At 67.5% G+C, this 26420-nt stretch carries 23 protein-coding genes; 13 read left to right on the top strand and 10 right to left on the bottom strand.

Annotated features, from left to right (window positions below; translation table 11 throughout):
* Positions 1 to 203: 203 nt before the first annotated feature.
* Complete coding sequence (locus CFB43_RS22810; RefSeq protein ID WP_089496669.1) at positions 204 to 1637, bottom strand: CoA transferase; 1434 nt, start codon at positions 1635 to 1637, stop codon at positions 204 to 206.
* A gap of 102 nt (positions 1638 to 1739) precedes the next feature.
* Between CFB43_RS22810 and CFB43_RS22805 the strand changes: the two genes are divergently transcribed.
* Positions 1740 to 3035, top strand: coding sequence for a citrate synthase family protein (locus tag CFB43_RS22805; RefSeq protein ID WP_089496668.1), 1296 nt, complete (start codon positions 1740 to 1742; stop codon positions 3033 to 3035).
* Positions 3036 to 3268: 233 nt separating this feature from the next.
* Here the strand turns inward: CFB43_RS22805 and speB are convergent, their stop codons facing one another.
* Positions 3269 to 4237: an agmatinase gene (gene speB / locus CFB43_RS22800; protein ID WP_089496667.1), complete on the bottom strand. Its 969-nt coding sequence runs from the start codon at positions 4235 to 4237 to the stop codon at positions 3269 to 3271.
* 434 nt (positions 4238 to 4671) lie between these two features.
* Here speB and CFB43_RS22795 point away from each other — a divergent pair, with 434 nt between their 5' ends.
* From CFB43_RS22795 to CFB43_RS22775, 5 genes are all read left to right on the top strand, one after another.
* Entirely contained in the window at positions 4672 to 5343 is a 672-nt protein-coding gene (locus CFB43_RS22795; RefSeq protein ID WP_089496666.1) for a lysoplasmalogenase, read from the top strand.
* Positions 5344 to 5589: 246 nt separating this feature from the next.
* Positions 5590 to 7179, top strand: a complete 1590-nt coding sequence (locus CFB43_RS22790) for a flavin-containing monooxygenase (protein ID WP_089496665.1) — start codon at positions 5590 to 5592, stop codon at positions 7177 to 7179.
* A gap of 21 nt (positions 7180 to 7200) precedes the next feature.
* The gene (locus CFB43_RS22785) at positions 7201 to 8133 is read left to right on the top strand and encodes an SDR family NAD(P)-dependent oxidoreductase (RefSeq protein ID WP_089496664.1); all 933 of its coding nucleotides are present in this window, start codon (positions 7201 to 7203) and stop codon (positions 8131 to 8133) included.
* Entirely contained in the window at positions 8130 to 9035 is a 906-nt protein-coding gene (locus tag CFB43_RS22780) for a metal-dependent hydrolase (protein WP_039344147.1), read from the top strand. Before CFB43_RS22785 ends, CFB43_RS22780 begins: the two co-directional genes overlap by 4 nt.
* Positions 9036 to 9039: 4 nt before the next feature.
* A complete protein-coding gene (locus tag CFB43_RS22775) occupies positions 9040 to 9963 on the top strand; it encodes an alpha/beta fold hydrolase (RefSeq protein ID WP_089496663.1) in 924 nt (307 codons plus the stop codon).
* On the opposite strand, the gene CFB43_RS22770 is transcribed toward CFB43_RS22775, so the two are convergent.
* Positions 9912 to 10478, bottom strand: a complete 567-nt coding sequence (locus CFB43_RS22770) for a putative glycolipid-binding domain-containing protein (RefSeq protein ID WP_089496662.1) — start codon at positions 10476 to 10478, stop codon at positions 9912 to 9914. The genes CFB43_RS22775 and CFB43_RS22770 overlap by 52 nt on opposite strands.
* A gap of 256 nt (positions 10479 to 10734) precedes the next feature.
* Between CFB43_RS22770 and CFB43_RS22765 the strand changes: the two genes are divergently transcribed.
* The 5 genes from CFB43_RS22765 to CFB43_RS22745 all read left to right on the top strand — a co-directional run bounded on the left by CFB43_RS22765 (position 10735) and on the right by CFB43_RS22745 (position 18136).
* Positions 10735 to 11628: an urea transporter gene (locus CFB43_RS22765; RefSeq protein WP_089496661.1), complete on the top strand. Its 894-nt coding sequence runs from the start codon at positions 10735 to 10737 to the stop codon at positions 11626 to 11628.
* Positions 11603 to 12379, top strand: a complete 777-nt coding sequence (locus CFB43_RS22760) for a class II aldolase/adducin family protein (RefSeq protein ID WP_089496660.1) — start codon at positions 11603 to 11605, stop codon at positions 12377 to 12379. Before CFB43_RS22765 ends, CFB43_RS22760 begins: the two co-directional genes overlap by 26 nt.
* Positions 12380 to 12431: 52 nt before the next feature.
* The gene (locus CFB43_RS22755; protein WP_039344138.1) at positions 12432 to 12620 is read left to right on the top strand and encodes a 4-oxalocrotonate tautomerase; all 189 of its coding nucleotides are present in this window, start codon (positions 12432 to 12434) and stop codon (positions 12618 to 12620) included.
* 305 nt (positions 12621 to 12925) lie between these two features.
* Complete coding sequence (locus tag CFB43_RS22750; RefSeq protein ID WP_089496659.1) at positions 12926 to 13147, top strand: hypothetical protein; 222 nt, start codon at positions 12926 to 12928, stop codon at positions 13145 to 13147.
* A gap of 147 nt (positions 13148 to 13294) precedes the next feature.
* Positions 13295 to 18136, top strand: coding sequence for an NAD-glutamate dehydrogenase (locus CFB43_RS22745; protein WP_089496658.1), 4842 nt, complete (start codon positions 13295 to 13297; stop codon positions 18134 to 18136).
* Between the two features lie 49 nt (positions 18137 to 18185).
* On the opposite strand, the gene CFB43_RS22740 is transcribed toward CFB43_RS22745, so the two are convergent.
* The 6 genes from CFB43_RS22740 to CFB43_RS22715 all read right to left on the bottom strand — a co-directional run bounded on the left by CFB43_RS22740 (position 18186) and on the right by CFB43_RS22715 (position 23073).
* Positions 18186 to 19046, bottom strand: coding sequence for a class I SAM-dependent methyltransferase (locus tag CFB43_RS22740; protein WP_089496657.1), 861 nt, complete (start codon positions 19044 to 19046; stop codon positions 18186 to 18188).
* A 7-nt stretch (positions 19047 to 19053) separates the two neighbouring features.
* Complete coding sequence (locus tag CFB43_RS22735; protein ID WP_089496656.1) at positions 19054 to 19404, bottom strand: VOC family protein; 351 nt, start codon at positions 19402 to 19404, stop codon at positions 19054 to 19056.
* Position 19405: 1 nt separating this feature from the next.
* Positions 19406 to 19582 carry a ribbon-helix-helix domain-containing protein gene (locus tag CFB43_RS22730; protein ID WP_089496655.1) on the bottom strand — a complete coding sequence of 59 codons (177 nt, stop codon included), beginning with the start codon at positions 19580 to 19582 and terminating at the stop codon, positions 19406 to 19408.
* Positions 19583 to 19672: 90 nt separating this feature from the next.
* Complete coding sequence (locus CFB43_RS22725; RefSeq protein WP_089496654.1) at positions 19673 to 20500, bottom strand: arylamine N-acetyltransferase family protein; 828 nt, start codon at positions 20498 to 20500, stop codon at positions 19673 to 19675.
* A gap of 121 nt (positions 20501 to 20621) precedes the next feature.
* A complete protein-coding gene (locus CFB43_RS22720; protein WP_089496653.1) occupies positions 20622 to 21308 on the bottom strand; it encodes a hypothetical protein in 687 nt (228 codons plus the stop codon).
* A gap of 280 nt (positions 21309 to 21588) precedes the next feature.
* Complete coding sequence (locus tag CFB43_RS22715; protein ID WP_089496652.1) at positions 21589 to 23073, bottom strand: amidase; 1485 nt, start codon at positions 23071 to 23073, stop codon at positions 21589 to 21591.
* Positions 23074 to 23440: 367 nt separating this feature from the next.
* Here CFB43_RS22715 and CFB43_RS22710 point away from each other — a divergent pair, with 367 nt between their 5' ends.
* Together CFB43_RS22710 and CFB43_RS22705 are read left to right on the top strand one after the other, a co-directional pair.
* On the top strand, positions 23441 to 23875 hold the full coding sequence (locus tag CFB43_RS22710; RefSeq protein ID WP_089496651.1) for a universal stress protein: 435 nt from the start codon (positions 23441 to 23443) through the stop codon (positions 23873 to 23875).
* A 628-nt stretch (positions 23876 to 24503) separates the two neighbouring features.
* Positions 24504 to 24752 carry a hypothetical protein gene (locus CFB43_RS22705; protein WP_039344123.1) on the top strand — a complete coding sequence of 83 codons (249 nt, stop codon included), beginning with the start codon at positions 24504 to 24506 and terminating at the stop codon, positions 24750 to 24752.
* 68 nt (positions 24753 to 24820) lie between these two features.
* Here the strand turns inward: CFB43_RS22705 and CFB43_RS22700 are convergent, their stop codons facing one another.
* The gene (locus CFB43_RS22700; RefSeq protein WP_089496650.1) at positions 24821 to 26203 is read right to left on the bottom strand and encodes a lysozyme inhibitor LprI family protein; all 1383 of its coding nucleotides are present in this window, start codon (positions 26201 to 26203) and stop codon (positions 24821 to 24823) included.
* Positions 26204 to 26420 lie beyond the last annotated feature (217 nt).

Genomic DNA, 26420 nt, shown 5'->3' with positions numbered 1-26420 from the left:
GCACATCCCGATCGGCGGCCAGGGCGCGGTGGGGGGACATCCGGAAACACGCCGCCGATCGCTTCGGCCACGTGTTCCAGCCCGTTCGCGCGCTGTCCGACGATGACGACCTGCGCATTGCGCTGAGCACCATTCATCGCCGTGGCCAGTTCGATTTCCGCCCCGTCGCCACTCACCGACACCAGCCGACTCGTCGCATCGCGTCACAGATCGTCGTTCGACGACAACCATTCGGGCTCGTATGCACCCAGCGCGCGCGCCGGATAAGGCCATCGGAGCGGCGCATCGTCGATCCGCACGGGCGGAAGGAGCCGGGATGCCGGCCCCCACGACGTCGATTCGACGTGCGCCGCACGATCACGCTGATCGTCGGCAACCAGTTCGACCACCTCGCTCATCGGCTCCGAGCGCAACTTCAACTCGGGCGCCGTGCGCGCCAGCGAAGCGCGCACCTCGCTACCGAAACCCTCTTTCATTCGCATCGTCAGCCCGCGTATCGCGGCGGTCGCCATCAGGTAGCCCGTCGCGTGATCGATCGCCTGAACAGGCAAGTTCACCGGCTCATCACGGCCCATCACGCGCATGCCCGCCTCGGCGATTCCCGTGCTCATTTGAATGAGGCTGTCGAAGCCGCGCCGGTAACGCCATTCACCACTCCAGCCATAAGCGTCGAGCGACACGTCGATGAGCGCGGGATTCAGTCCGCGCCGATGCGCGGCATCGAGTCCCAGGCGCGCGAGTGCATCGGCCCGGTAACCGTGCACGACGATATCCGCGCTGCCGAGCAACCGCTTGAGCGTATCGAGATCCGCGGCATCCTTCAGGTTCAGCCGCGCACACCGCTTGCCGAGGACGACTTCGGGCACCGTGCCCGGCTCTTCCCAGCCGTACGGATCGATGCGCAGCACGTCGGCACCCAGGCCCGCAAGAAACCGTGTCGCCACGGGGCCGGCGAGAATGCGCGTCAGGTCGAGCACGCGAATGCCGCGCAACGGCCGGTCTTTCGAAGGCCGCCAGGCGTGCGCGACGGCATCGGTCGCGGCACGGACATGCAGCAACGGCTCGGTTGCGACTGCCTTGCCCTGTGGATGCCCGGCCCACTCCCGCGCCGAGTACATCGCCGCGGCACAACCGCCGCGCTCGACGATCGCCGCTTCGAGCGCGCCGGCATCCCAGTGATTCACCGCTTGCGCGACCGACTGCGCATCGGCGGCGCAGCCGAGCACCGACAACGCGGCCAGCCGATGATGCGGCGCGTTCGTGTGCAACCGGATCCAGCGATCGCGTGCCCGATAGTTGCCGGCCACCGGATCCCATTGCGGCGGCATCGACCAGCCTTGCGGACGCAGCGACGTGCCGAACCATAGCGACGCCATGCGCCGGTCGATCCGAACCGCCGGCAACGTCCCGGTCGATGCATGCAGCAATTCGGCAACGGACGTTCCTGCCGCACCGATCGCCGCCGTGGCCAGGTCGGTTACGCGAAATGCCGAAACCAGTTCGCCCGCCCCGCTGAAGCTGCACGACTCGAGAAAAGCCTGAGACCCGCCCGCCGCGCGCCAGAACGCCCGTAGATGACGCGACACCCGTTCGTCATCGGCCGCGGCCCGTTCCCTCGACATTTGATCGACACCCATGTTCGCCTCGCATGAATTGGTGAGGCAAAGATCGTCCCGCTCGCATTTGCTGTCAACGTTGATTATCCTGATCAACCTGTCGAACGATTCCCCCTGCGCACGATGTCGAACTACCTGAATTCGACCGAAGCCGCGGCAAGGCTCGGTGTCTCGCGGCAAACCCTCTATGCGTACGTCAGCCGCGGCCTGCTTCGCGCGGAGCCAGGCGGCAGCCACCGTGAAAGCCGCTACCTCGCGGCCGATGTCGAGCGCCTCGCGGATCAACGCGCACGCGGCCGCAAGCCGAAGGAAGTGGCGAAGGCCGCGCTGAACTGGGGGTCGCCCGTGCTCGAATCGAGCATCACGTTGATCGATGGCGGCCGGCTTTTCTTTCGCGGCGTGGATGCACTCGATCTCGCTGCCCGCGCGAGTCTCGAGGAAGTCGCGGCGCTGCTGTGGCGATGCGACGAGCAGACCGCTTTCGGCCGTCACGTCCCCACGACACCATCAGTACTGCGAACGCTCTTCAGGCACTACGCCGGTCAACGCACCGAGCAAGCGCTGCTGCCGCTCTTCACCGTCGCGAGCGAGGATGCGCCCACGGCGATCTGGCATCAATCGGCCGATCGTCAGGCGCAGGGCTGCGGCGATCTCGTGCGGATTCTGGCGGCGTGCCTGCTGCGCACCCGGACCGATACCGCCCCGATCCACGCGCAATGCGCGCGAGCATGGGGCGTCGGGCCGGCGGGTGCCGAGCTGATCAGGATGGCGCTCGTGCTGTGCGCGGATCACGAACTGAACGCGTCGAGCTTCACGGGGCGGTGCATCGCGTCGACGAACGCGAGCTTGCGCGCCGTCGTGGTCGGCGGCCTGGCCGGCTTGTCGGGCGAGCGGCACGGCGCCACCACCGCGCGCGGCGAAGCACTGTGGGACGAACTGGGTAATCAGGACGTCGAGCAAAAAATGGTCGCGCGTCTCGCCCGGGGAGACGGCTTGCCGGGCTTCGGGCATGCGCTCTATCCCGATGGCGACGTGCGTGCGACGTATCTGTTGTCGCGGATCCTGCCGCGACATCCTCAGTGGAAAAGGATGATCGATACCGGGAGCGCGCTCGTCGGCCAGAAGCCCTCGCTCGATCTCGCGCTGGTGGCGTTACGCAGACATTTGCGGCTTCCCGTCGGCGCGGCATTCGGCCTGTTCGCGCTTGGCCGGTCGATCGGCTGGATCGCGCACGGGCTGGAGCAGCGCGAGCAATCCGATCTCATCCGGCCGCGTGCGGTTTATACGGGTGCCTGGCCAGATGGCGCCGGCGCCGGGGCGGATCACACTCGTTCTCGCGGACGGTCGGGAAAACAGCAAACAACGCAACCGGCAGCGCCGAAAGACGACATGCTTGCGGCTTTTTTCAGGAGCAAATAGGTTTTTGCTCGATGAAGTCGCGGCACGTCATCGGGGATACGCTAACGCCTCGTTGGTGAACGGAAGCAGCCAACCACAGACGTTTCGCGGATTTCGCCAACGGGTCGGCAGGCCCCTCCACGGAAATCCGCGAAGACTTTTCTCCCGATTCACGGGATACGAACAGCACACAGCGCCTCGATCCGGCCATGCGCGCACCGCGCCAGCGGCACGCGCATGCCCGGCATGCCGGCTTACTTCAGCGCTCCCGCCATCTTCTTCTGCCGCCACAGACACAGCAAGTCGCACGCGACATGCGCGGCCGCAATCGCCGTGATGTCCGCGTGGTCGTACGCGGGCGCGACCTCGACCACATCCGCGCCGACCAGGTTCACCGCGCCGAGCGCACGCACGATCGCGAGCGCCTGCGCCGACGACAGCCCGCCCGCGACCGGCGTGCCGGTGCCGGGCGCGAACGCCGGATCGAGACAATCGATATCGAACGTCAGGTACGCCGGCCGCGCGCCGACGATAGCGACGATCCGCTCGACCGCCGCACGCGCGCCATGGTCATGCACCCACGCCGCATCGAGCCGCTCAATGCCGAGAAAGTCGTCGTTCCACGTGCGAATCCCGACCTGCACCGATGTCGCCGGATCGATCAGCCCTTCCTTCACGGCCTTGTAGAACATCGTCCCGTGATTGAGGCTGTCCGGATCGTCGTCGGCCCACGTATCGCAGTGCGCGTCGAAATGGATCAGCGACAGCGGCTTGCCGTAGCGCTCCGCATGCGCGACCAGCAGCGGATAGGTGATGTAGTGGTCGCCGCCGAGCGTCAGCATCTTCGCGCCGGAACCGAGAATCGTGCGCGCATGCTCGACGATCGCGGGCTTGATCGACAGCGGGTTGTGCGCGTCGAACCAGCAGTCGCCGTAGTCGACCGCCGCGAGATCGTCGAACGGGTTGAAACCCCACGGATACGGATGAAGCTCCGCGAGCTGCACGCTCGCCGCGCGGATTGCGGCCGGCCCGAGCCGCGCGCCGGAGCGGTAGGTCGTCGCCAGATCGAGCGGCACGCCGGAGATCGCGACGTCGACGCCATCGAGCGCGCGCGAATAGTTGCGGCGCATGAACGACAGCACGCCCGCGTAGGTGTTTTCGATCGACGAGCCGTACGGCGTCGTGCGACGGATCGCGCCGTCGCCGTGGAGAAGTTCGGTCATGGTCGGACCTGTTTTCGTGGAGAGGCCCGCCCGCACCGCTTCGCATCAGCGCACGGGCCGGGCACGGCTGGGATTCATCGGGCCCGCACCGGCTCGTGCATCCAGTCGCGAGGCCGGGCGGAAACAACGACAACGACGGCAACCACCACATCGACAACGGCAATACCGCGGCGATCATAGCAAGCCGAATTGCAGTCGTTGCCCCGGTTCAACCGGGGCAACGCGCGGAGAAATCCGGCGGCCGCGCCCACGCATCGGAGCCCGGCATCGCCGGGTTGCCGCGCCGGCGGGCAATCCTCGTGCATCGCGATCCCGGTCGTTTCCTAGAAGGATTCGCCGGTTTTGGCACGCCCTTTCTTCCGGATAATGGCCGACAGCCGCGCCTCGACCGCGCGCCGTCCACCGCAGACGACAACAAACCGGAGACACCCGCCTTGATCGCCACGCTTCCCGCCCCCTACCGCCGGCTCTGGCCGCTCGCCGTCGTCGCCGCGCTGCTCTATGGACTGTCGCTCGCCGCCGCGCCCTATCCCGGCCAGGCCGCCGCGAAAGCCGTGATGGGCATCCTGTTGCTCGCGGCGGGCAGCACCTGCGCCGCACCGCGCGAACGCGCGTGGTTGTGCGCGGCGCTCGTGACGGCCGTGCTCGGCGACGTACTGCTCGCGCTGCCCGACTGGCCGCTGTCGTTCGTCCTCGGCCTCGGCGCGTTCCTGCTCACGCACCTGTGCTACTGCGCGATCTTCATGCGCTGGCGCGCGCGGCCGCACGGCTGGCGCATCGTCGCGCTCGTCGGGCTGTGGATCGCCGCGCCGGCGTTCTACGTGGCGTTCTTCCCGCACCTCGGCGAGCTGATGGCGCCGGTCGCCGTCTACATGCTCGTGCTGTGCGCGATGGCGAGCTTCGCGCTCGCCGCCCGCACGCGCGGCCCGCTGGTGGCCATCGGCAGCCTGATCTTCGTCGGCTCCGATACGCTGATCGGCGTCGGCCGCTTCCTCGGCGGTTTTCCGGGCATCGATTACCTGATCTGGGGCCTCTACGCGCTCGCGCAGGTCACGATCGTGGCCGGGGTTTTCCATGAGACAGCCGGTCGACTGATCCGTCCCTGATACCGTTTCAAACAGACCGCCGCGCGCCGGCGGTCTCGCCCGCACCCTCTCTCGCCCTGTCGACGGCCCTTTCCGCGTATCCCGCGATGCGGAAACCGACCCGTTCCAAACCCCGCTCAGCCTTTTCCCGTCTGGCTTCCGGCCCTTAGAGCGCTGCTTCTAGCCTCTTGCGATTTCCAGGTTCACCCACTATCGTTACATCAAACAATGTAACATTCGAAAATGAGCCAAATCGGAGACACCCGGATGAATGCTCGCACGTTGCCTTTCGGTCCGCCCGGCCACGACGGCCTGGACGAAACCATCGACATCGCCATCATCGGCACCGGCTTCGCCGGCCTCGGGATGGCGATCCGCCTGCGTCAGACAGGCATGACCGACTTCGTCGTCCTCGAGAAGGCCGCGTCGGTCGGCGGCACGTGGCGCGACAATCATTACCCCGGGTGTGCATGCGACGTGCAATCGCACGTCTATTCGTTCTCGTTCGCGCCGAACCCGCGGTGGACGCGCATGTTCGCGCCGCAGCCGGAAATCCGCGCCTATCTGGAGGACTGCGTGCAGCGCTTCGGCGTCGGCCCGCACCTGCGCCTGAACCACGAACTGCAGCGCGCCGAGTACGACGAGGCCGCGCAACGCTGGCGCCTCACGTTCGCGAACGGCAAGCAGCTGTCCGCGCGCGTGCTGGTGTCGGGGATGGGCGGCCTGTCGCGCGCCGCGCTGCCGGCGATTCCCGGCGTCGAGACCTTCAAGGGCCGCGCGTTCCACTCTCAGCAGTGGGATCACGACTATCCGCTCGAAGGCAAGCGCGTCGCGGTGATCGGCACCGGTGCGAGCGCGATCCAGTTCGTGCCGCAGATCGCGCCGCGCGTGAAGGCGCTCGCGCTGTTCCAGCGCACGCCGCCGTGGATCATGCCGAAGCCCGATCGCAACCTGACCGGGTTCGAGAAGTGGCTGTTCCGCACGCTGCCGTTCACGCAGAAGGCCGTGCGCAGCGGCATCTACTGGATGCTCGAATCGCGCGTGCTCGGCTTCGCGATCCATCCGTCGCTGATGAAGAACGTGCAGAAGCTCGCGCTGCGCCACATCCGCAAGCAGATTCCCGATCCGGAGTTGCGCAAGACCGTCACGCCGAACTACACGCTCGGCTGCAAGCGCGTGCTGATCTCGAACGACTACTACCCGGCGCTGTCGCGCAAGAACGTCGACGTGATCACCACCGGCATCGACCACATCGAAGCCGACGCGGTCGTGACGACCGACGGCAAGCGTCATGAAGTCGACTGCCTGATCTACGGCACCGGCTTCCAGGTGGCCGATCCGTATCCGCGCGGCGCGATCATCGGCCGCGGCGGGCTCGACATCGTCGACGCCTGGCGCGACGGCGCGCACGCGTATCTCGGCTCGACGCTGCCCGGCTACCCGAACTTCTTCATGATCGTCGGCCCGAACACGGGCCTCGGCCACAACTCGATGGTGTTCATGATCGAGTCGCAGATCGAATACATCCTCGGTGCACTGCAGGCGATGCGCCGCGAACGGGCGGACGCGATCGAGGTGCGCCCGCTCGTCGAGGCGCAGTTCAACAGCGACCTGCAAGGCAAGCTCAAGAAGGCGATCTGGTCGACGGGCGGCTGCAAGAGCTGGTACCTCGATCCGCGCACCGGCAAGAACACGACGCTGTGGCCCGGCTTCACGTGGCGTTTCCGCCAGGCGACCGCGCACTTCTCGATCGCCGACTACCACGCGTATCGCGCGCCGCAACACGACACCACTGCGCGGCCCGCCGCCGCGCCCGCCGCTTCCGCTTCGACTTCCCCGTCCGCCGAAGCGGCCTGAGCCAGACAAGGAGCCACCGACATGAGAGATTTCGCCAACAAGGTCGCCGCGATCACGGGTGCCGGCTCGGGCATGGGCCGCTCGCTCGCGATCCAGCTCGCGCGGGCCGGCTGCCACGTATCGCTCGCCGACAAGAACGGCGTGGGCCTCGCCGAAACCGAACGGATCGTCCGCGCGATCGCGCCGAACGTGCGCGTGTCGACGCGCGTGCTGGACGTCGGCGACCGCGACGCGATGTTCGCATGGGCCGACGACACCGCGAAGGAGCACGGCAAGGTCAACCTGATCTTCAACAACGCGGGCGTCGCGCTGTCGAGCACGATCGAAGGAATGGAATACAGCGATCTCGAGTGGATCGTGAACATCAACTTCTGGGGCGTCGTGCACGGCACGAAGGCGTTCCTGCCGCACCTGAAGGCCTCGGGCGAAGGCCACGTGATCAACACGTCGAGCATCTTCGGGATCTTCGCGCAGCCGGGCATGAGCGGCTACAACGCGACCAAGTTCGCGGTGCGCGGCTTCACCGAATCGCTGCGCCAGGAACTCGACATGATGAAGTGCGGCGTATCGGCCACCTGCGTGCATCCGGGCGGCATCCGCACGAACATCGCGCAATCGAGCCGCGTCGCGAAGAACATGGTCGGCTTCATCGTCGAGAGCGAACAGCAAGGCAAGGACAGCTTCGAGAAGTTCTTCATCACGACCGCCGACGATGCCGCGCGCACGATCCTCGCCGGCGTGCGCAAGAACAAGCGCCGCGTGCTGATCGGCCGCGACGCGAAGGGCGCGGACTGGATGGCGCGCATCCTGCCCGCCGCGTACCAGGCGCTCGTCGTGCTGGCGACGCGCCGCGAGGCCGCGAAGGCCCGCCACGCCGCGCGCGGCACGCCGGCGGCCGCACCGCTGCACGCCACCTACAACAATGCAGGCAACCAGGGAGGAGAACAATCATGACCACCCCGAACATGATGCCCGTGCGGCGCGACATCCGTTTCGCGCTGCCCCCCGAACGCGCACGCGACTGGCACGTGCAGGGCGTACCCGTCACGCACTTCATGAACGCGCTGTCGCTGCTGTTCCCGGCCGGCGAACGCTTCTTCATGGATTCGGTGCGCAACTACCGCGACCAGATCGAGGATCCGGAACTGAAGAAGCAGGTGCTCGGCTTCATCGGCCAGGAAGCGATGCACACGCGCGAGCACATCGAATACAACGACCTGCTGCAAGCGTCGGGCCTGCCCGCGCACAAGCTCGACAAGCGCCTGTGGACGATCCTCGGCTGGTTCAAGAAGGTGCTGCCGCATTCGATGCAGCTCGCGATCACGATCGCGCTCGAGCACTACACGGCGATCCTCGCGAACCAGTTGCTGTCCGGCCACGAGCACCGCATCGACGGCTCGGTCGAAGGCTACCAGCAGATGTGGATGTGGCACGCGATGGAGGAAACCGAGCACAAGGCGGTGTCGTACGACGTGTGGCGCACCGTGATGAAGCCGGGCCTCGGCAGCTACCTGCTGCGCACCGGCACGATGCTGACGACCACCGTGTTCTTCTGGGCCATCGTGTTCGACTTCCACGTGCGCCTGATGCGCGCGCACCGTCGCGAGCACGGCAAGTTCGGCGGCATGTGGCGCCTCGTGAAGTACCTGTACAGCCCGAAGCACGGCGTGTTCCCGAGCATCGCACGCGAATGGCTCGACTACTTCCGCCCGGGCTTCCACCCGTGGGACCACGACAACCATCAGTACCTGCAGGAGCTCGACACGCTGCTCGAGAACATCGACGCGACCAACGCGCGCTACGCCGCGCAAGCCGCCCCGCGCCGCGTGCCGCTGCACTCGGTGGCGCAGGCATGACGCCATGGCGCGCGCCCACGAGATGCTGACCGTCCAGTCCGGCGACGTGAAACTCGCCGTCTACGTGAGCGGGTCGCGTCGCGCCCCGCCGCTGATCCTCGTACACGGCTACCCGGATTCGGCGGCCGTGTGGGCGCCGATCCGGGCGCGGCTCGCGAAGCGCTACCGCGTGATCGCGTACGACGTGCGCGGCGCCGGCGCGTCCGATGCGCCGCGCCGCCGGGCCGACTACTCGCTCGAGCGGCTCGCCGCCGACCTGAAGGCGGTGGCCGACGCGACCTGCGGCGGCCGGCCGTTCCATCTCGTCGGCCACGACTGGGGGTCGATCCAGTGCTGGGAGGCCGTGACCGACCCCGCGTTCCGCGGCCGGATCGCGTCGTACACGTCGATCTCGGGCCCGTGTCTCGATCACGTGTTCCGCGCGAAGATGCGGCTCAAGCAGAGCCTGAAGTCGTGGTACATCGCGTTCTTCCACCTGCCGCTCGTGCCGTCGCTGGTGTGGCGGCTCGGCGGCGCGGCACTGTGGCCGCGCTGGCTGCAGCTCACCGAGCGTGTGCGTGCGGAGCGCGATCCCGTGCAACTGAAGAACGCGCTGAACGGGCTGCAGCTGTACCGCGCGAACTTCATCGCACGGGCCCGCAAGCCGCGCGAGCGGTACGCGCAGGCGCCCGTGCAGATCCTGGTGCCGGTGCGCGACCGCTACGTGACGCCCGAGATGTCGGTCGACCTCGACCGCTGGCTCGGCGACCACGTGCGCGAGGAAATCGACGGCACGCACTGGATCGTGCTGCGCCACCCCGACCTGATCGCGTCGCGGATCGACCGCTTCGCGTCCGCGCAGGAGCGGCCGGCACTCACCCCGGTCGCGGCCCGGGTTCAGCGCACTGCGGGCGCCAGCGCCGGGAGGCGTCTGAACAGCGTCTCGTAATCGACGACGAGCCCGTCGTCGTCGATCTCCATCTCGGCCGTGAAGTCGCGGAAGATTCCTTCGTAGCGGTAGCGCCGGCCCGGCTCGAGGCACGCATAGGCCTGCTTGACCGGCGTGACCTTCAGGTCCGGCGTCGATATGTACGCGACGTCGATCGGCCGCCGCTCGCCGCGCGCGAGGCCGAGGCGGCCGATCGGCAGCGAATTCGTGAACGGCGTCGCCGCGATGTCGATGTCGATGCAACCGTCGAGTTCCGACAGTGCGCGGCCCGAGCCGTCGCGCCAGTGGCCCGCGCCGTCGCCGCGCAATTCGAGCGTGCCGCCGCCCATCACCTTGAGCACCGCATGGGTCACGTGCCAGTGCGCGTCGCACTCGACGCGATACGCGAGCCCGTACGCACGGCCATACCGCTGGCCGACCACCGCGCTTTCGACGACGATCCCGCCGCCGCTCCGGTCGAACGTCAGATGTTCGACCCCGTCGCCTTCGAGCGACGCCCAACGCACTTCGCGCATCTTTCCGCCTCCCGGTATTCCCGATGCGAGGCATCGTCGCACGAATCGCTCAACGAAAGTGCCGGCCACCGCGAGGATTCGAGTCCCGAACCGGCCACCCCGCCGAAAGTGCCGACGACGCGGCGTTCGGGCTCGAACCGACCTCCGGATTCACCGTTTCGGGGCATCGGCCACAAATCCTGACTATCCAGAATTCCCTATTCCGGTGCACGGGATTGTGTCCTATGCTCGCGGCTCGTCCTGTTCCGCCGCCATCATGCCTACCGCCCGCCCCGTTTCGCCATCGATCGACCTGCGTATCCTGCTGCGCGGCATCGGGCAGATCGTGCTGCAGGCGAATGCGCTCACCGGCGCGCTGCTGCTCGCCGCACTGGCGCTGACCGACCTGCGGCTCGCGAGCGCGGCGCTGGTCGGCTCGGCCGCCGCCAGCATGACGGCGGTGCTGACGGGCGCCGAGCGCCGCGACGTCGAACAGGGGCTGCACGGCTTCAACGGCGCGCTCGCCGCGCTGATCGCCGTGCTGTTCGCACCCCATCAACTTGCCGCCATCGTGCTGGTGCCGCTGGCCTCGATCGGCGCGGCGCTCGTGCAGCGCGTGATGCGCGTGCCGCTGGCGCGCTGGCGCCAGTGCCCGTATTCGAGCCCGTGCCTCGCCGTCACCGCGCTGTGGTTTCCGTTTGTCGCATTGCAGCAGGCAGGCGGCGCGACGGCCGGCCCGGCGCTGACGTTTTCATCCGCGGCCGACGCGCTGCTCTCGGGCATCGCGCAGACCATTTTCGCGCAAGGCGCATGGGCCGGCGCGCTGATCGTCGCCGGCCTTGCCGTTGCATCACGCCGCGCGGCCGCATTCGCACTCGGCGGCGCGCTGGTGTCGACCGTGCTGCTGGTCGCGCTCGGCGCGAGCGGCGCATCGTTCGCCGACGGCGTGCTCGGCTTCAACGGCGCGCTCGCCGCGCTTGCGCTGATGCCTCGCGGCCCGCGTGCGGCGCTCGCGGCCGCCGCTCTCGCCGCGCTGATCCAGTGGCTCGCGACGCGCGCCGGCATTCCGGCGTTCACGGCCCCGTTCGCGCTCGCGTCGTGGGTCACGGTGATCGTCGCCCGCCGCTTCACCTTCGGAGAACCCGATGTCGTCATTCGCACACCGTCCTGATGCCGTGAAACCCGGCGGCCCGATCTCGGACGCCGAACGCCGGATGCGCGTCGACCTCGCCGCCGCGTACCGGCTCGTCGCGCTGAACGGCTGGGACGACCTGATCTACACGCACCTGTCCGCGACCGTGCCCGGCGAGCCCGGCCACTTCCTGATCAACCCGTTCGGCCTCACGTTCGACGAAGTCCGCGCGTCGAATCTCGTGAAGATCGACCTGGCCGGTAACCGGATCGGCGACAGCGAGCATGCGGTCAACGTGACGGGCTTCGCGCTGCACGCGGCCGTGCATGCCGCACGCGCCGATGCTGTGTGCGTGATGCATCTGCACAATACGGCCGGCATCGCCGTGTCGATCCAGCGCGACGGGCTGCTGCCCGCGTCGCAGCACGCGCTGCGGTTTCATGGCGACCTCGCGTACCACGACTACGAGGCGCTCGCGTTCTCGCCGGCCGAAGGCACGCGGCTGACCGCGAGCCTCGGCGCGAAATCCGCGATGCTGCTGCGCAACCACGGCACGCTGACGGTCGGCCGCACCGTGGCCGAAGCCTACGTGCTGATGGACACGCTGATCAAGGCGTGCGATATCCAGGTGCGCGCGCAGGCCGGCGGCGGGCCGCTCGTGCTGCCCGCACCGGCCATCGCCGACCGAACCGCCGAACAGCTGCGCGACGGCGGCGCGATCGAGGGCGAACTGGAATGGCCGGCGCTGCTGCGCCGGCTCGACCGGATCGATCCGACGTATCGCGACTGACGACGCCGGCTCCCAACGCCTCATTCATCCCAACCAATCGGAGCACTCCGTCATGCCGACTTTCAATATCCAGCTCTTCGAAGGCCGCACCGTCGACCAGAAGCGCGCATTCGTCGAAGCCATCACGCGCGTCACGTGCGAGACGCTCGGCTGCGAACCGGGCTCGGTCGACATCATTCTCACCGACGTGAAGAAGGAGAACTGGGCGACGGCAGGGAAGCTGTGGAGCGACGAGCGCTGAGCAGCCTCCTCATCTAGACTGCGTGCTACCGGATCACGATAGCGCGCAGCCTTCGTTTCTGTGCCGCAGGTTCGCCGTCACGCTCATTTCGCCCCCTCCAAACACTTAGTTATCCTGATATATTCACGTTGACATCGAGCACAACAAAAATCACGATGCCACATTCGACAAGCTAGCCAGCCAATCACCGTTCACCGGTATTACCGCCAGCAATGAATCCGGGCATGACACCACACTTCGGCTTCAAATTCTGGAACTGCGTCAACAGCTGCAACGCGCTGGCAGGATGCTAACAAGGTGAACACATGATTACAGACAAGCAAGTCGCAACCGCCCTGAACGATATGGTCTTACAAATGGGGGCTGATCTCGATCGCTCTCTACTGGCAGTCAAGGCATCGTGCCCGGATGCCGAATTCGTTGCCTATCGCGAATTCGTTTCTTCTCTGTTGAACACGATGCTGCTTGATTTCATGAACCCGCTCTACAAACGGCATCCCGACCTGAAGCCGCCAGAACTAACCTGAACCACATCTGCAGCGCCCACGACGGGCGCTGCACGCGGCCTTCTCCAGCCGCCCCTCGTTGTGCGCCCGCACATCGCTTTGTCACGCAATCGGCGCATAATGCCGGACAGACGCAGCAGCCGATGGCCACCCGACGAGGAGACCGCCATGGAAGCGAAGAACGAGGAAGTCGTCGCACACCTGCTCTCGGACGTCGTCGAGTTCGCGCGCGGGCGCCTGCCCGAAGCCACGTTCCGGATCGTCGAACCCTTCCTGCGTCACTACTACGATTTCGTCGATGCCGACGATCTGCAAAGCCGCAGCATCGCCGATCTCTACGGCGCCGCGATGGCGCACTGGCAGACCGCCCAGAAATTCGTGCCCGGCAGCGAACGGCTGCGCGTGTACAACCCGATCCTCGAACAGCACGGCTGGCATTCCGATCACACGGTCATCGAGATCGTCAACGACGACATGCCGTTCCTCGTCGATTCGGTGTCGATGGCCGTCAACCGTCTCGGGCTCGCGCTGCATTCGGCGCTGCACCCGGTATTCCGCATCTGGCGCGGCCGCGATGGCGGCATCGAGCGCGTCGACGCGGGCGGCGCGACGCCCGGCGACGGCCAGTCGCAGCTCGCGTCGTTCATCCATTTCGAAGTCGACCGCTGCGGCGATGCCGCGCTGCTCAACACGTTGCGCAACGACATCGCGCACGTGCTCGGCGACGTGCGCGCGTCGGTGGAAGACTGGCCGAAGATCGTCGAGATCGCGCGCGCGACGATCAAGGAAATGAAGGCGCGCGAATCAACCGCGGAAGACATCGAGGCACGCGCCTTCCTCGAATGGATGGCCGCCGATCACTTCACGTTCCTCGGCCAGCGCGACTACGCGCTGGTATCGGACGGCACGGGCTTCGGGCTGCGCGGCATCGAAGGCACCGGCTTCGGCATCCTGCGCGAATCGCTGCGCACGTCGGGCGCGCCCGACGTCACGCCGCTGCCGCAGGCCGCCGCCGACATCATCACCGGCGCCTGGCCGATCTTCCTGACCAAGGCGAATTCACGCGCAACCGTGCACCGGCCCGGCTATCTCGACTACGTCGGCGTGAAGCTCGTCGGCCCCGACGGCAAGGTCGCGGGCGAGCGCCGCTTCATCGGGCTCTACACGTCGACCGCGTACATGGTGTCGAGCGCCGAGATCCCGATCGTGCGCCGCAAGTGCGCGAACATCGTGCGGCGCGCGGGCTTCCTGCCGAAGGGGCACCTCGGCAAGTCGCTCGTGACGGTGCTCGAAACCTATCCGCGCGACGAGCTGTTCCAGGCCGACGAAGACCAGCTCTACGACATCGCGCTCGGCATCCTGCGGCTGCAGGAACATCAGCGCACGCGCCTGTTCGTGCGGCGCGACCGCTTCGACCGCTTCGTGTCGTGCCTCGTGTTCGTGCCGCGCGACAAGTACAACACCGACCTGCGCCGGCGCATCGCGAAGCTGCTCGTCGATGCGTACAACGGCGTGAACGTCGAGTTCACGCCGCTGCTGTCGGAATCGGCGATCGCGCGCATTCATTTCGTCGTCCACGCGGAACCGGGCACGATGCCCGACGTCGACACGCGCGAGCTCGAAACGCGGCTCGTGCAGGTCACGCGCCGCTGGCAGGACGATCTCGCCGACGCGCTGCTCGACGCCTTCGGCGAAGAGCAAGGCAACCGCCTGCTGCAGCGCTATGCCGATTCGTTCCCGGCCGGCTATCGCGACGACTATCCGGCGCGCACGGCCGTGCGCGACATCGAGCTGATCGAGCGCGTGAAGGATTCGGGGCAGCTCGCGATGAACCTGTACCGGCCGATCGAGGCCGACGCGCGTGCGTTCCGCTTCAAGGTCTATCGCGCGGGCGACCCGATCGCGCTGTCGCGCAGCCTGCCGATGCTCGAGCATCTCGGCGTGCGCGTCGACGAGGAACGGCCGTACCGGATCCAGACGCAGGACGCCGCGCATGCGTGGGTACACGACTTCGGCCTCGAGCTCGCCGACGATACCGAGTTCGACATCGAGCGCGTGAAGGGCCTGTTCGAGGATGCGTTCGACCAGATCTGGAGCGGCCGGATCGAGAACGACGACTTCAACCGCCTCGTGCTGCGCGCCCACCTGAGCGCACGCGAAGTGACGATCCTGCGCGCGTATGCGAAGTACCTGCGTCAAGTCGGCTCGACCTTCAGCGACGCGTATATCGAGCGCGCGCTGACCGGCAACCCGGCGATCGCGCGGCAGCTCGTCGAGCTGTTCCTGCTGCGTTTCGATCCGGCCACCGGCGACACGCGCGACGTACAGGCCGAGCGGCTACTGAAGGCGATCGAAGGCGCGCTCGACCAGGTGCCGAACCTCGACGAGGACCGCATCCTGCGCCAGTTCCTCGGCGTGATCAACGCGACCGAGCGCACGAACTACTTCCTCGCCGATGCGAACGGCGAACCGAAGCCGTACCTGTCGTTCAAGTTCAATCCGGCGAAGGTGCCGGGCCTGCCCGAACCGAAGCCGATGTTCGAGATCTGGGTGTATTCGCCGCGTGTCGAGGGCGTGCACCTGCGCGGCGGGCGCGTCGCGCGCGGCGGCCTGCGCTGGTCGGATCGCCGCGAGGATTTCCGCACCGAAGTGCTCGGGCTGATGAAGGCGCAGATGGTAAAGAACGTCGTGATCGTGCCGGTCGGCTCGAAAGGCGGCTTCGTCGTGAAGAATCCGCCGCCGCCGAGCGATCGCGAAGCGTGGATGCGCGAAGGCATCGCGTGCTACCAGACCTTCCTGCGCGGCCTGCTCGACCTGACCGACAACCTCGTCGGCAACGCGATCGTGCCGCCGCCCGACGTCGTGCGTCACGATCCGGATGACCCGTACCTGGTCGTCGCCGCCGACAAGGGCACGGCCACCTTTTCCGACTACGCGAACGCGATCTCGCACGAGTACGGCTTCTGGCTCGACGACGCATTCGCGTCCGGCGGCTCGGTCGGCTACGACCACAAGAAGATGGCGATCACCGCGCGCGGCGCGTGGGAGTCGGTGAAGCGGCACTTCCGCGAGATGGGCATCGATACGCAGACGACCGACTTCACGGTGGTCGGCGTCGGCGACATGTCGGGCGACGTGTTCGGCAACGGGATGCTGCTGTCGCCGCATATCCGGCTGGTCGCCGCGTTCGATCACCGGCACGTGTTCCTCGATCCGAACCCCGATCCCGCGACGAGCTTCGCCGAGCGCGCGCGCATGTTCGCACTCGAACGCTCGAGCTGGGCCGACTACGATCCGGCATCGATCTCGTCGGGCGGCGGCGTCTACCCGCGCACCGCGAAGACGATCCCGCTGTCGCCGGCCGTGCAGGCCGCGCTCGGCATCGACGCGCATGCGCTGCCGCCGGCCGAGCTGATCCGCGCGATCCTGCAGGCGCCGGTCGACCTGCTGTACAACGGCGGGATCGGCACCTACGTGAAAGCCGCGCGCGAAACCCACCTGCAGGTCGGCGACCGCGCGAACGACGCGGTGCGCGTGAACGGCGCGGACCTGCGCTGCAAGGTGGTCGGCGAAGGCGGCAACCTCGGCTGCACGCAGTTCGGCCGGATCGAGTTCGCGCAGCGCGGCGGCCGCATCAACACCGATGCGATCGACAACTCGGCCGGCGTCGATTGTTCGGATCACGAAGTCAACATCAAGATCCTGCTCGGGCTCGTCGTGTCCGACGGCGAGATGACCGAGAAGCAGCGCAACGCGCTGCTCGCGGAGATGACCGACGAAGTCGGGCTGCTCGTGCTACGCGACAACTACTACCAGACGCAGGCGCTGTCGATCGCCGGCCGCTACGCGGTCGAGCTGCTCGACGCCGAAGCGCGCCTGATGCGCTGGCTCGAACGCGCGGGCCGCCTGAACCGCGTGATCGAATTCCTGCCGACCGATGACGAAGTCGCCGAACGGCAGGCCGCGAAGCTCGGCCTCACGTCACCGGAACGCGCTGTGCTGCTCGCGTACAGCAAGATGTGGCTGTACGACGCGCTGCTCGAATCCGACGTGCCCGAGGATCCGCTGGTGGCCGCGATGCTCGTCGACTACTTCCCGAAGCCGCTGCAGCAGCGCTTCAGCGAGCCGATGCGCCGCCATCCGCTGCGCCGCGAGATCCTCGCGACGCACCTGACCAACGCGCTCGTGAACCGCGTCGGCTGCGCGTTCGTGCACCGGCTGATGGAGGAGACCGACGCGAAACCCGGCGACATCGTGCGGGCGTGCATCATGGCGCGCGACGTGTTCGACCTCGATGCGGTGTGGCGCGATATCGACGCGCTCGACAACCGCGTCGCCGACGACGTGCAGGCGCGCATGTTCGTCGACGTCGCGCGGCTGCTGGAACGCGCGGCGCTGTGGTTCCTGCGGCACCTGCAATCCGGCGCGGTGGCCGATGGTGGCGTCACCGAGCTGATCGCGCGCTGCCGCGACGCGGCGGAGCGGCTCGCGCCGCAACTGCCGTCGCTGCTGCCGGCCGACGATCTCGAGGCGCTGTCCGAGCGGCAGCGCGTGCTGGTCGAAGCCGGTGTCGACAGCGCGCTCGCGGTGCGCGTCGCGAGCGGCGACATCTCGGCCGCGCTGCTCGACATCGCCGAAGTGGCCGCGACCAGCAACCGCAGCCTCGAACTCGTCGCGGGCGTCTATTTCTCGCTCGGCACGCTGCTCAATTACAGCTGGATCGGCGAGCGCGCGGCAACACTGCCGACGCCGACGCACTGGGACATGCTGGCGCGCGCGGCCGCGCTCGCGGAAGTCGCGCGCCTCAAGCGCACGCTGGCATCGAGCGCACTCGCGGAGTCACCGGATTCGACCACGCCGGAGACGATCGTCGGCGCATGGCGCGCGCGCCGCGAAGCCGCGCTCGTGCGTTACGAGCACCTGCTCGCGGATCTGCGCGCATCGGGCGGTGCGAGCCTCGCGGTGCTGCTCGTGGTCGTGCGGGAAATGGCCGTGCTCGAACGGGCGTGATGGTCGCTGTGGTCCCGGTGATCGCTATGGTCGCTATGGTCGCAACAGCTCAGACCGTCGCGACCAGCAGCTCTTCCGCGTTGTTCGGCGGCCGCAGGCCGTCGGTGCGATCGGCGAAGTAACGGCGCGTCAGTTCGGCGGCCGATACGTGCGCGGTCTCCGCGAAACCGGCCTCACGCGCGAGCGCCTGGATCTGCGCCGGCATGAAGAAGCTGATGAACGGCGTGCCGCTGGCGCGCGCGCCTTTCGCGGCCATTTCCAGCCCGGGGCGCACGTCCGGATCCGCATGCTCCAGCGGCAGCAGGAATGTCATCGCGAACGTCGAGCCCGGCGCGAGGGACGCGACTTCGCGCAACGCAGCCGCATTCGCTTCGTGCGTCAGGTACATGCTGACGCCGGTGGACACCACGACCGCCGGCTTGCCGGCATCGAAGCCCGCGCCGACCAGCGCAGCACGCCACGACTGCTTCGCCTCGAAATCGACCGGTACGAAACGCAGCCAGTCGGGCACGCCGAAACCGAGCTCGACCAGGCGGCGCTGCTTCCAGGCCTGCGTCGCGGGCGGATCGACTTCGAAGACGGTCACGCGCGACGCCATCTCCGGCCGGCGCTGCACGAAGCTGTCGAGGCCCGCGCCGAGGATCACGTACTGGCTCACGCCGCGCGCGGCCTGTTCGACGACGAGATCCTCGATGAAGCGCGCCCGCGCGACGATCGACGCACGGAACGGCCGCGTGAACTGCGGATCCATGTCGCCGCGCTGCTGCCAGCCGGGTTCCGGCGCGAGCAATTGCAGCCCGACTTCATCGGCGAGCACGTGCGGCGGCGCGTCGAGTTCGACGTGCAGTGCGCGCCACAGCGCAACGCGCGCGGCCGTGCTGTCGGGGGCGCTTTCTCGGGGTTCGGTCATGATCGCCTCACGCGCCCTGCTTGCCCGGCGCCTGCAGGCGCCATACGCGGCCGTCCGGATCGCGCACGGTCATGTCGCGCGTGCCCCAGTGGGTATCTTCGAACGGCGTGACGACGTCGACGATCGGCTGCGGCTGCACCGCCTGCTCATCCGCCACCTTGAGCACGACCTGCATGGCCGGCGTCTCGCCCGGCGGCACTTCGGCGATGAACAGAAAGGGGCCGTCGCCGCTGCGCAGCTGCCCAGATTGGTGATCGGTTTCGAACTCCAGCTTGAAGCCCAGCGCCTGGAAGAACTTCGCCGACTTGCCCCAGTTGTGCGTCGTCAGGTACACGGCTTCGATTCGCTCGGATGACATGTCACTCCTCCTTGGTGGACGGCTCCGCACCCGGCGGCGGCACGGCCAGGTACGCGCGCAATGCGTCGGCCACCAGCGCGGACAGCGACTGCTCCGTTTCGATGGCGCGATGCTTGACCTGCCGGATCAGGCTGAGCGGCAGGTACACGTTGAACTGCTTCACTTCTTCGTCGGTCATGGAGCTAGTATGCTAGCAATCTAGCAAAAGTCAATCGCAAGCGCGACCCGTGGGTACGGGCCGCCGTTGGCTATCGGTCGTGAATCCGGGTTACGCGGCGGGTGCCGCCAGTCGCACAAACAGCGCGTCGAGATCGAATCCCGTCGTGTCGATGCCGATCGTGTCGCGCAGGCACGCGCCCCAAGCGGCCGCATCGTCGAACGTGACGGTGCGCCCGACGCCGGCCGCGTCGCGGATCGTCAGCGTGGTGTTGCGCAGCGCGGCACGGCCTTCCGGCAGTACGCGGCAGGCGATCAGGTTATGCAGGAAGATCGATTCGGGGTACGTCGACGTGAACCAGTTCGCGGCGTCGTAATCGATCCACTCGACCCGCTTCGGCTGGAAGCGATAGGTGGTCTGCCAGCCGTCGGGCGTCTCGATCTGCATGTCGAATTCACCGTCGACCGGCGCGGCGACGACGCGGAACGCGCCGTGCGGCGTCAGCTGCCGCTCGTCCGGCACGAAACGCAGCGGCGCGGTGAGCGTCGCGCTGCCGAAGCCGATGTCGGCGAACCAGGCCGCGCCGTCGAGATCGATGCGCAGCAGCATGTGCGTATGCGCGGTGGCGACTTCCGGCGGCAGCATCCAGCGCACGCGCGCGATCATCGGCGTCACGCGAAAGCCGATCGCCGTGAGCGCGGTGTAGAACAGCTTGTTGAGTTCGAAGCAGTAGCCGCCGCGGCGATGCGCGAGCACCTTGTCGACGATCGACGGCAGGTCGAGCGCGACGCGCGCGCCGGTCAGCGGATTGAGGTTTTCGAACGGAATCGCCTGCGGGTGCAGCAGATGCAGCCGGCGCAGCACGTCGAGCGTCGGCTCGACGGGGCCGTCGTAGCCGATGCGGGAGAAATAGCGCGAGAGGTCAAACGAGTCTGTCATGAACCTGCACCGAAAAAAGGGACACGCCACGATAGCATCGTGCGCCATCCCCATGTTGGGCGGGGTCATCTTCGTGTCGCGCGCGATGCCGGCACCGCATCGCGCACGGCCCCGCGCAACGTTACGGCAGCAGCTTCAGCGCGGACGATGCGACCGACGGCACCGAAATGCCCTGGCTCGTCGCGAACTGCACGGCCTGGCTGAGCGTCGTCGCGAGCGACTGCAACTGGCCCGGCGCGCTTTGCGCGATATACGACGCAGCCTGCATGTTCTGCGGATTCAGGCCCGACTGCAACAGCGACGCCGCGCTCGTCGAACCGAGATTGCCGAGCCCCGACTGCAGTTGCGAATACTGCGTGAGCCCCTGCCCGAGCGACGCGAGGCCGTTGCTGAATGCCTGCTTGTCGATCGGGCCGTGCGTCGCACCGCCGCTCGCGAAGGCCTGGCCGAGCGCCTGCGATACCGATTGCTGCGCGCCGCCCATCTGCGACAGCGCGGCCGGCGTCAGCGCATTGCCGCCGGCGAGCTGGCTCGCGGCCTGCTGCGCCTGCCCGGCAGCACCGGTCAGCCCCATCGCCGATGCGAGCGACGACTGGCCGGTCAGCACCTGCTGGTTCGCACCGACATAGGCCTGCAGCAATTGCGCGACGCCGCCCTGCGTGGGCGCCGCCTGCTGCTGCCCGCCGCCGAGCAGCGACGCGCCGATCGACTGCAGGTCGAGCTGCGCGTGCGCGGTGCCGCTTGCGAGAATGCCGAACGCAATGCCTGCCGAGGCCAGGTGCCGGCCCGTCGCGCGAATCTGCTTCATGTGTTGTCCTCGTGCCCGAATGGTTGAGCCCGATATTGTCGAAGCGCGCCGCGCGCGGCCGCAACGACTGAAACACATCGAAACGAAATCACGCCGCGCGGCCGCTTGCAATTGCGCGCGTCACGTACGTGCTCGAGGGAATTCATCCACGATTGCGTGCGATTTCGCGCGGGGGCTGGAATTCGTTCGCGAGCCGCATGAATGGCGATGGCGGCAGAGGTTGGCAAAGTGGGGCGGCCGGTGGTCGGCCACCCGCTTTCGGCTTTCGGCCAGCGTCGCGCTACGCCGCCATCCACGCCGGCAACCGCCCGCCGACCCAGTCAGCCGCCTGCTCGTAGCCGCGCGCAAGCTGCAACACGGCGAGATCGGCGCGCGGACGCCCGATCAGTTGCATTCCCATCGGCAGCCCGGCATCGTTGAAGCCGACCGGCACGCTGATCACCGGGCAGCCGGCCAGCGTCCACGGCACGACCGTTTCCATCCAGCGGTGGTAGGTATCCATCGCACGGCCCGCGATCTCCTTCGGCCAGCGCTGGTCGACGTCGAACGGGAACACCTGCGCGGTGGGCGCCGCGATGAAGTCGTAGCGGTCGAAGAAGCTCAGCACGGCCTGATGCCACGCGGTGCGCTCGACGCTCGCGTCGAACACGGCCGCGCCCTGCATCGCGAGCAACCCCTCGACCTCGTAGATCGCCTCGGGCTTCAGCAGTGCGCGCCGCGCCGGGTCGCGATAGTGCGCAAGCAGCCCGCCGCCGGACAGCAGGTGCCGGTGCGCGAGCCACAGGCGCCAGATCCGGTCGGGCGCGAACGCCGGCAACGCGGCATCGACGTCGCAGCCGATCTCGCGCAGCGTCGCCAGCCCCTGCTCGCACAGCGCGAGCACGCCGGCCTCGGTCGCGAGATAACCGTTCCAGTCGCCGACCCACGCGATGCGCTTGCCGCGCAGGTCGGCGTCGAGCGGCTGCGCGAACACGGCCGGATCGTCCGCGAGCGACAGCGGATCGTTGCGGTCGTAGCCGGCCTGGATCGCGAGCAGTTGCGCGACGTCGCCGACCGTACGGCCCATCGGGCCTTCGATGCCGAGCTGCTGCACGAACACGTCGACGCCCGGCCAGCGCGGTACGCGGCCCTGCGACGGGCGGAAGCCGTAGATGTTGCAGAACGCCGCCGGGTTGCGCAGCGAGCCACCGAAATCGCTGCCGTCCGCCACCGGCAGCATCCGCGACGCAAGCGCCGCCGCCGTGCCGCCGCTGCTGCCGCCCGCACTCTTGGTCAGGTCGTACGGGTTGCGCGTCGCGCCGTAGACCTCGTTGAACGTGTGCGAGCCGAGCCCGAATTCGGGCGTGTTGGTCTTGCCGATGAAGATCGCGCCGGCCGCGCGCATCCGCGCCACGCCCACGGAATCGGCCTGCGGCACGTTCTCGCGGAAGATCGGCGAGCCGTAGGTCGTCCGCAGCCCCTTCGTCATCGCCAGATCCTTCGGCGCCTGCGGCATCCCGTGCATCCAGCCGTGGTACTCGCCGCGCGCCAGCGCGGCATCCTTTTCCGCGGCTTCGGCGAGCAGTGCGTCGCGATCGCGCAGCGCGACGATCGCATTGACCGCGCCGTTCACGCGCTCGACGTGATCGAGATACGCACGCATCGTCTCGACGCACGACACGGCCTTGCCGCGGATCGCCGACGCGAGCTCGCCCGCCGACAGGCGCACGATCGGGTCGACGGGGATGGAAGCGGGAGCGAGAAGCTGCGGGGCGCCGTGCGGCATGCGAAGTCTCCTGGAATCGGAATGGAATGGCGGGCCGCATGGCGGCGGTCGCGCCCGAACCGGCCGGGAGCGGCCGCGCCGCGGCCGATGCACTACTCTACGCGACGCCCGATCGGCGACCTCCGATATTTTCCGCCGCGATTCATTGCGGTTCCGACTGAATCGGGGTGGCAGGCGACGCTTCGCGCGCGCCGCTCCGGCCGATGAAATCGTTTATGCGCATAAACTTAAATTTCTTATATTTCTATTAGGCGCGGCACGAGGCGGCGCGCGTTAACGACATTTTTACGCGGTCGCCCGTTCTCTTTAGATCGTCCGGCCCGGCGGCGCGCTACGCTGGAATCATCACGTTTCCTGGACAACATTCATGCTCAAGCTGCTGGTTCCGGTCGGCCACTCTCCCCGCTCGCTTCAGGCGGTTCGCCACGCGACCTTCCTGTACCGCGAACGGTGCGCGTCGGAAATCGTGCTGATCAACGTTCAGGCGCCGCTCGAATCGACGCGTCTCGAGGCCTACCATCCGCTGTCGCGGCTGCGCTCGATCGAGGAGAAGTTCGCGTCCGACGATCTGGCCATGGCCGAGCGGATCCTGCAGGAAGCCGGCGTCAAGTACAGCGTCGTGATGAAGGTGGGCCCGGTGGCCGATACGATCGCGTCCGTGGCGGCGGAGACGGGGTGCGACGAGATCGTGGTCGTCGCACCGCGGCACGGCCCGTTGCATGCGCTGCTGTCGGTGTTCCGTCGCAGCGTGATGAGCCGGCTGGTGCGGATTTCGAATGTGCCGGTCACGGCCGTGCAATGACGGGGATGAAGCGCGACGATGCGGCAGCGGCCCGTTCGTCGACGGGCCGCGGGTTTGCGACGCGCGGTGCGACACGTGTGCGCGTTGCCGCTCACCCGTGTTGCATCGGCGTTCCCGCAGCGCTTAGTCGATGACCTTGCGCACGAACACGAAATAGGCGGCGGCCGAAGACGCCACGAGCAGGATGGCCCACATCGGGGCGAGGCTGATCAGGACGGAAGAGACGTTAAGCATTTGGATTCCTCACTAATTCGATAGCGATGTTCAACACGCACCCGCTTGCCGGAACCGATGCATGCCTTCGCGATCGCGTTCCGTCAAATCATGTATTCATGCTATCGCTTTGAACCGCTGCGCGACCGCCCCCTCCCGTCCGTAACCTGACATTCGTCAAACTCCCGTGAATCGCGCGCCTGTCGCGCAAAAAACTGCCGTACCCATGTGTCGCCGTCCGTCCGGCTGCGCCTGCCACGCGCGTTGACGTTGCGCTCTTCTCCCGCAGGCCAGCCTCGGAAAACAGGACAGGATCACCCGGCACGCCCTCATTTCAGCAGACGTTTACCGGGGGAACCCCCAAGTGCTTCGTCGAACGGGTCCGCGTTACGCTTGAGCCACGAGGAGACGAACCATGAGACGAGCCGTTCATATCGCTGTTTTTGCGCTGCTGGCGTATCTCATTGGCGATCGCGCGATCCTGCATGCGCAGGGCCGCGACACCAGCCCGCTCGCGTGCGAGCAAGGTGCCGCGCAGGTGAAGGTCGACGCGCTCGGCCGCGGCTTCGGCGAAGCAGCCGCCAGCAGCCAGAGCGAAGCCTTCATGTCGGGCTGCCTGGTGACGGGCCGCGGCAACCAGGACGTCGCACTGGCGAACCGCTAAAGGGTGCCCGTTGACGCTCCGGTCGCGCTCCGGTCACGACGGCTGAACCGGAGCCGCGCACGCCTGCCTCAATTCCCGCTGTTGACGGTCATTTTCTCGATCGAAGTCGCAACGGATGTCACGGTCCGGATGCCGCTCACGCTGAACGTCTGCTCGCGGCCCGACTCGTCGCCGGGAAGACGCATCGACAACTGCGCGACCAGGCCATCCTTCCGGTAATCGCCGAACCAGTCGATCAACCGGCCGATATAGCACTTGTCGCCGACCTGAACCCCCATGTCGCCGACGATCTCGTACGCATAGTGGCCGGGCCCATAGTTCGCGTATTCGCTGCGATCGTCGCCCTGCACCGAAGGCGGGATCGGGCACAGCGGCGTGTCGGAGCCCGCATCGCGCGCGGTGTTGTCGTTCACGTCGTGCAGCGCTTTTTCGAGCGCCGCATGCAGCTTGCCGTCGAGCACCGTCGGACCACGCTGGCCTTCATTGTGTTGCTCGATCGGTACCGACAGGCGGTAACGGTAATGCACCGTCAGTTTCGGCACCTCGCCGACGACGGTAAACGGCCGCAGCAGGTAAAACTCGTCCATGCCGTAGTGACTGTCGCGATACAACGCATAGACGCGCCCGCGCAAGCGAATCCATTCACCGGCCTGATTCGCGCCGCGGCCATTCGTCGTGTACAAGCTGCGGTCGAGTGCCTCGTTCGAATCGCCGGATACCTCGAACTTGCCGCCCTTGCGGCGCAACACATCGACCGACGACCACAAGCCGGTTCCGTTCGCCGCCGATTCGACGACCAGATCGCGCTGCCCGTCGCCGTCGAGATCGATCAGCGTGTACGACGCCCCCGTCGCGGTGTCGTCCGCACCGCTCGGCGACGCCTTCAACGCCCGCCACTCGTCGGCCGTCACGCCACCCGGCCGCGCGGTCGGCCACACCGGGCCCTGCCCGTCGCCGGCGTCGCTCGAAAAGCGCGTCACGCCGTTCGTGATCCGCAACCGGTCGATCACTTTGTCGACCGGCGAGCTGGAATCCGTGCGGCGCGCCTGGTCGACGAGCGCGCGCAAGTCGTCGAGCGCCGCCTTGTCTTCGGCGTCCGGGCGATAGGCGAGCACTGTGGCGAGCTGTGATTGCAGGTCGCCGCTCCGCGTCAGGTAGCGCTGTTCGAGGCAACCGTGATCGGCGCCGCATTGATCGCGGGCCTTCAGCCAGCCGAGCTGCGCGGTGCGCAACGCGGCACGCTGCCCCTGCGGCAATGCATCGGACAGTCTCCGGTAGAAGGCCGACAGCCGGCCGTCGTCCAGATGCAGGTCGTTCGATGCGCAGATGGCTTTTTCCGTCGGGCTGGATGCCTGTACGCAGTCGAGCCCTGCCGCGAAAGCCTGGGGCGCGTGAGCAAGCAGCACGAGCAGGAACGCGCGCCGCAGCGGGATTTCAAGGCGGAATGTCATGAGTGGGTTCCTGGCAGTCGATGCGCGCGCTCGGGTCGAGGCGCGATCGGCCTTCAGCGCCGGATTGTCCGTCAATTGCCCGGCCGGCGGAACAGCCGCAAGGACCGACGCGCGCACCCGCTGCCATGGGCGACAGCCGGTTTGATTTCCGCTACAGTGGCGTGCCCGGCATCCGGCTGCCGCGTCGAGACCCCGCTTCATCGCCAACGACAACACG

It is taken from the genome of Burkholderia sp. AU15512, from assembly GCF_002223325.1.
GTDB lineage: Bacteria > Pseudomonadota > Gammaproteobacteria > Burkholderiales > Burkholderiaceae > Burkholderia.
The sequence above is the reverse complement of the archived record's forward strand: the minus strand, read 5'-3'. Positions and strand labels throughout refer to the sequence as shown.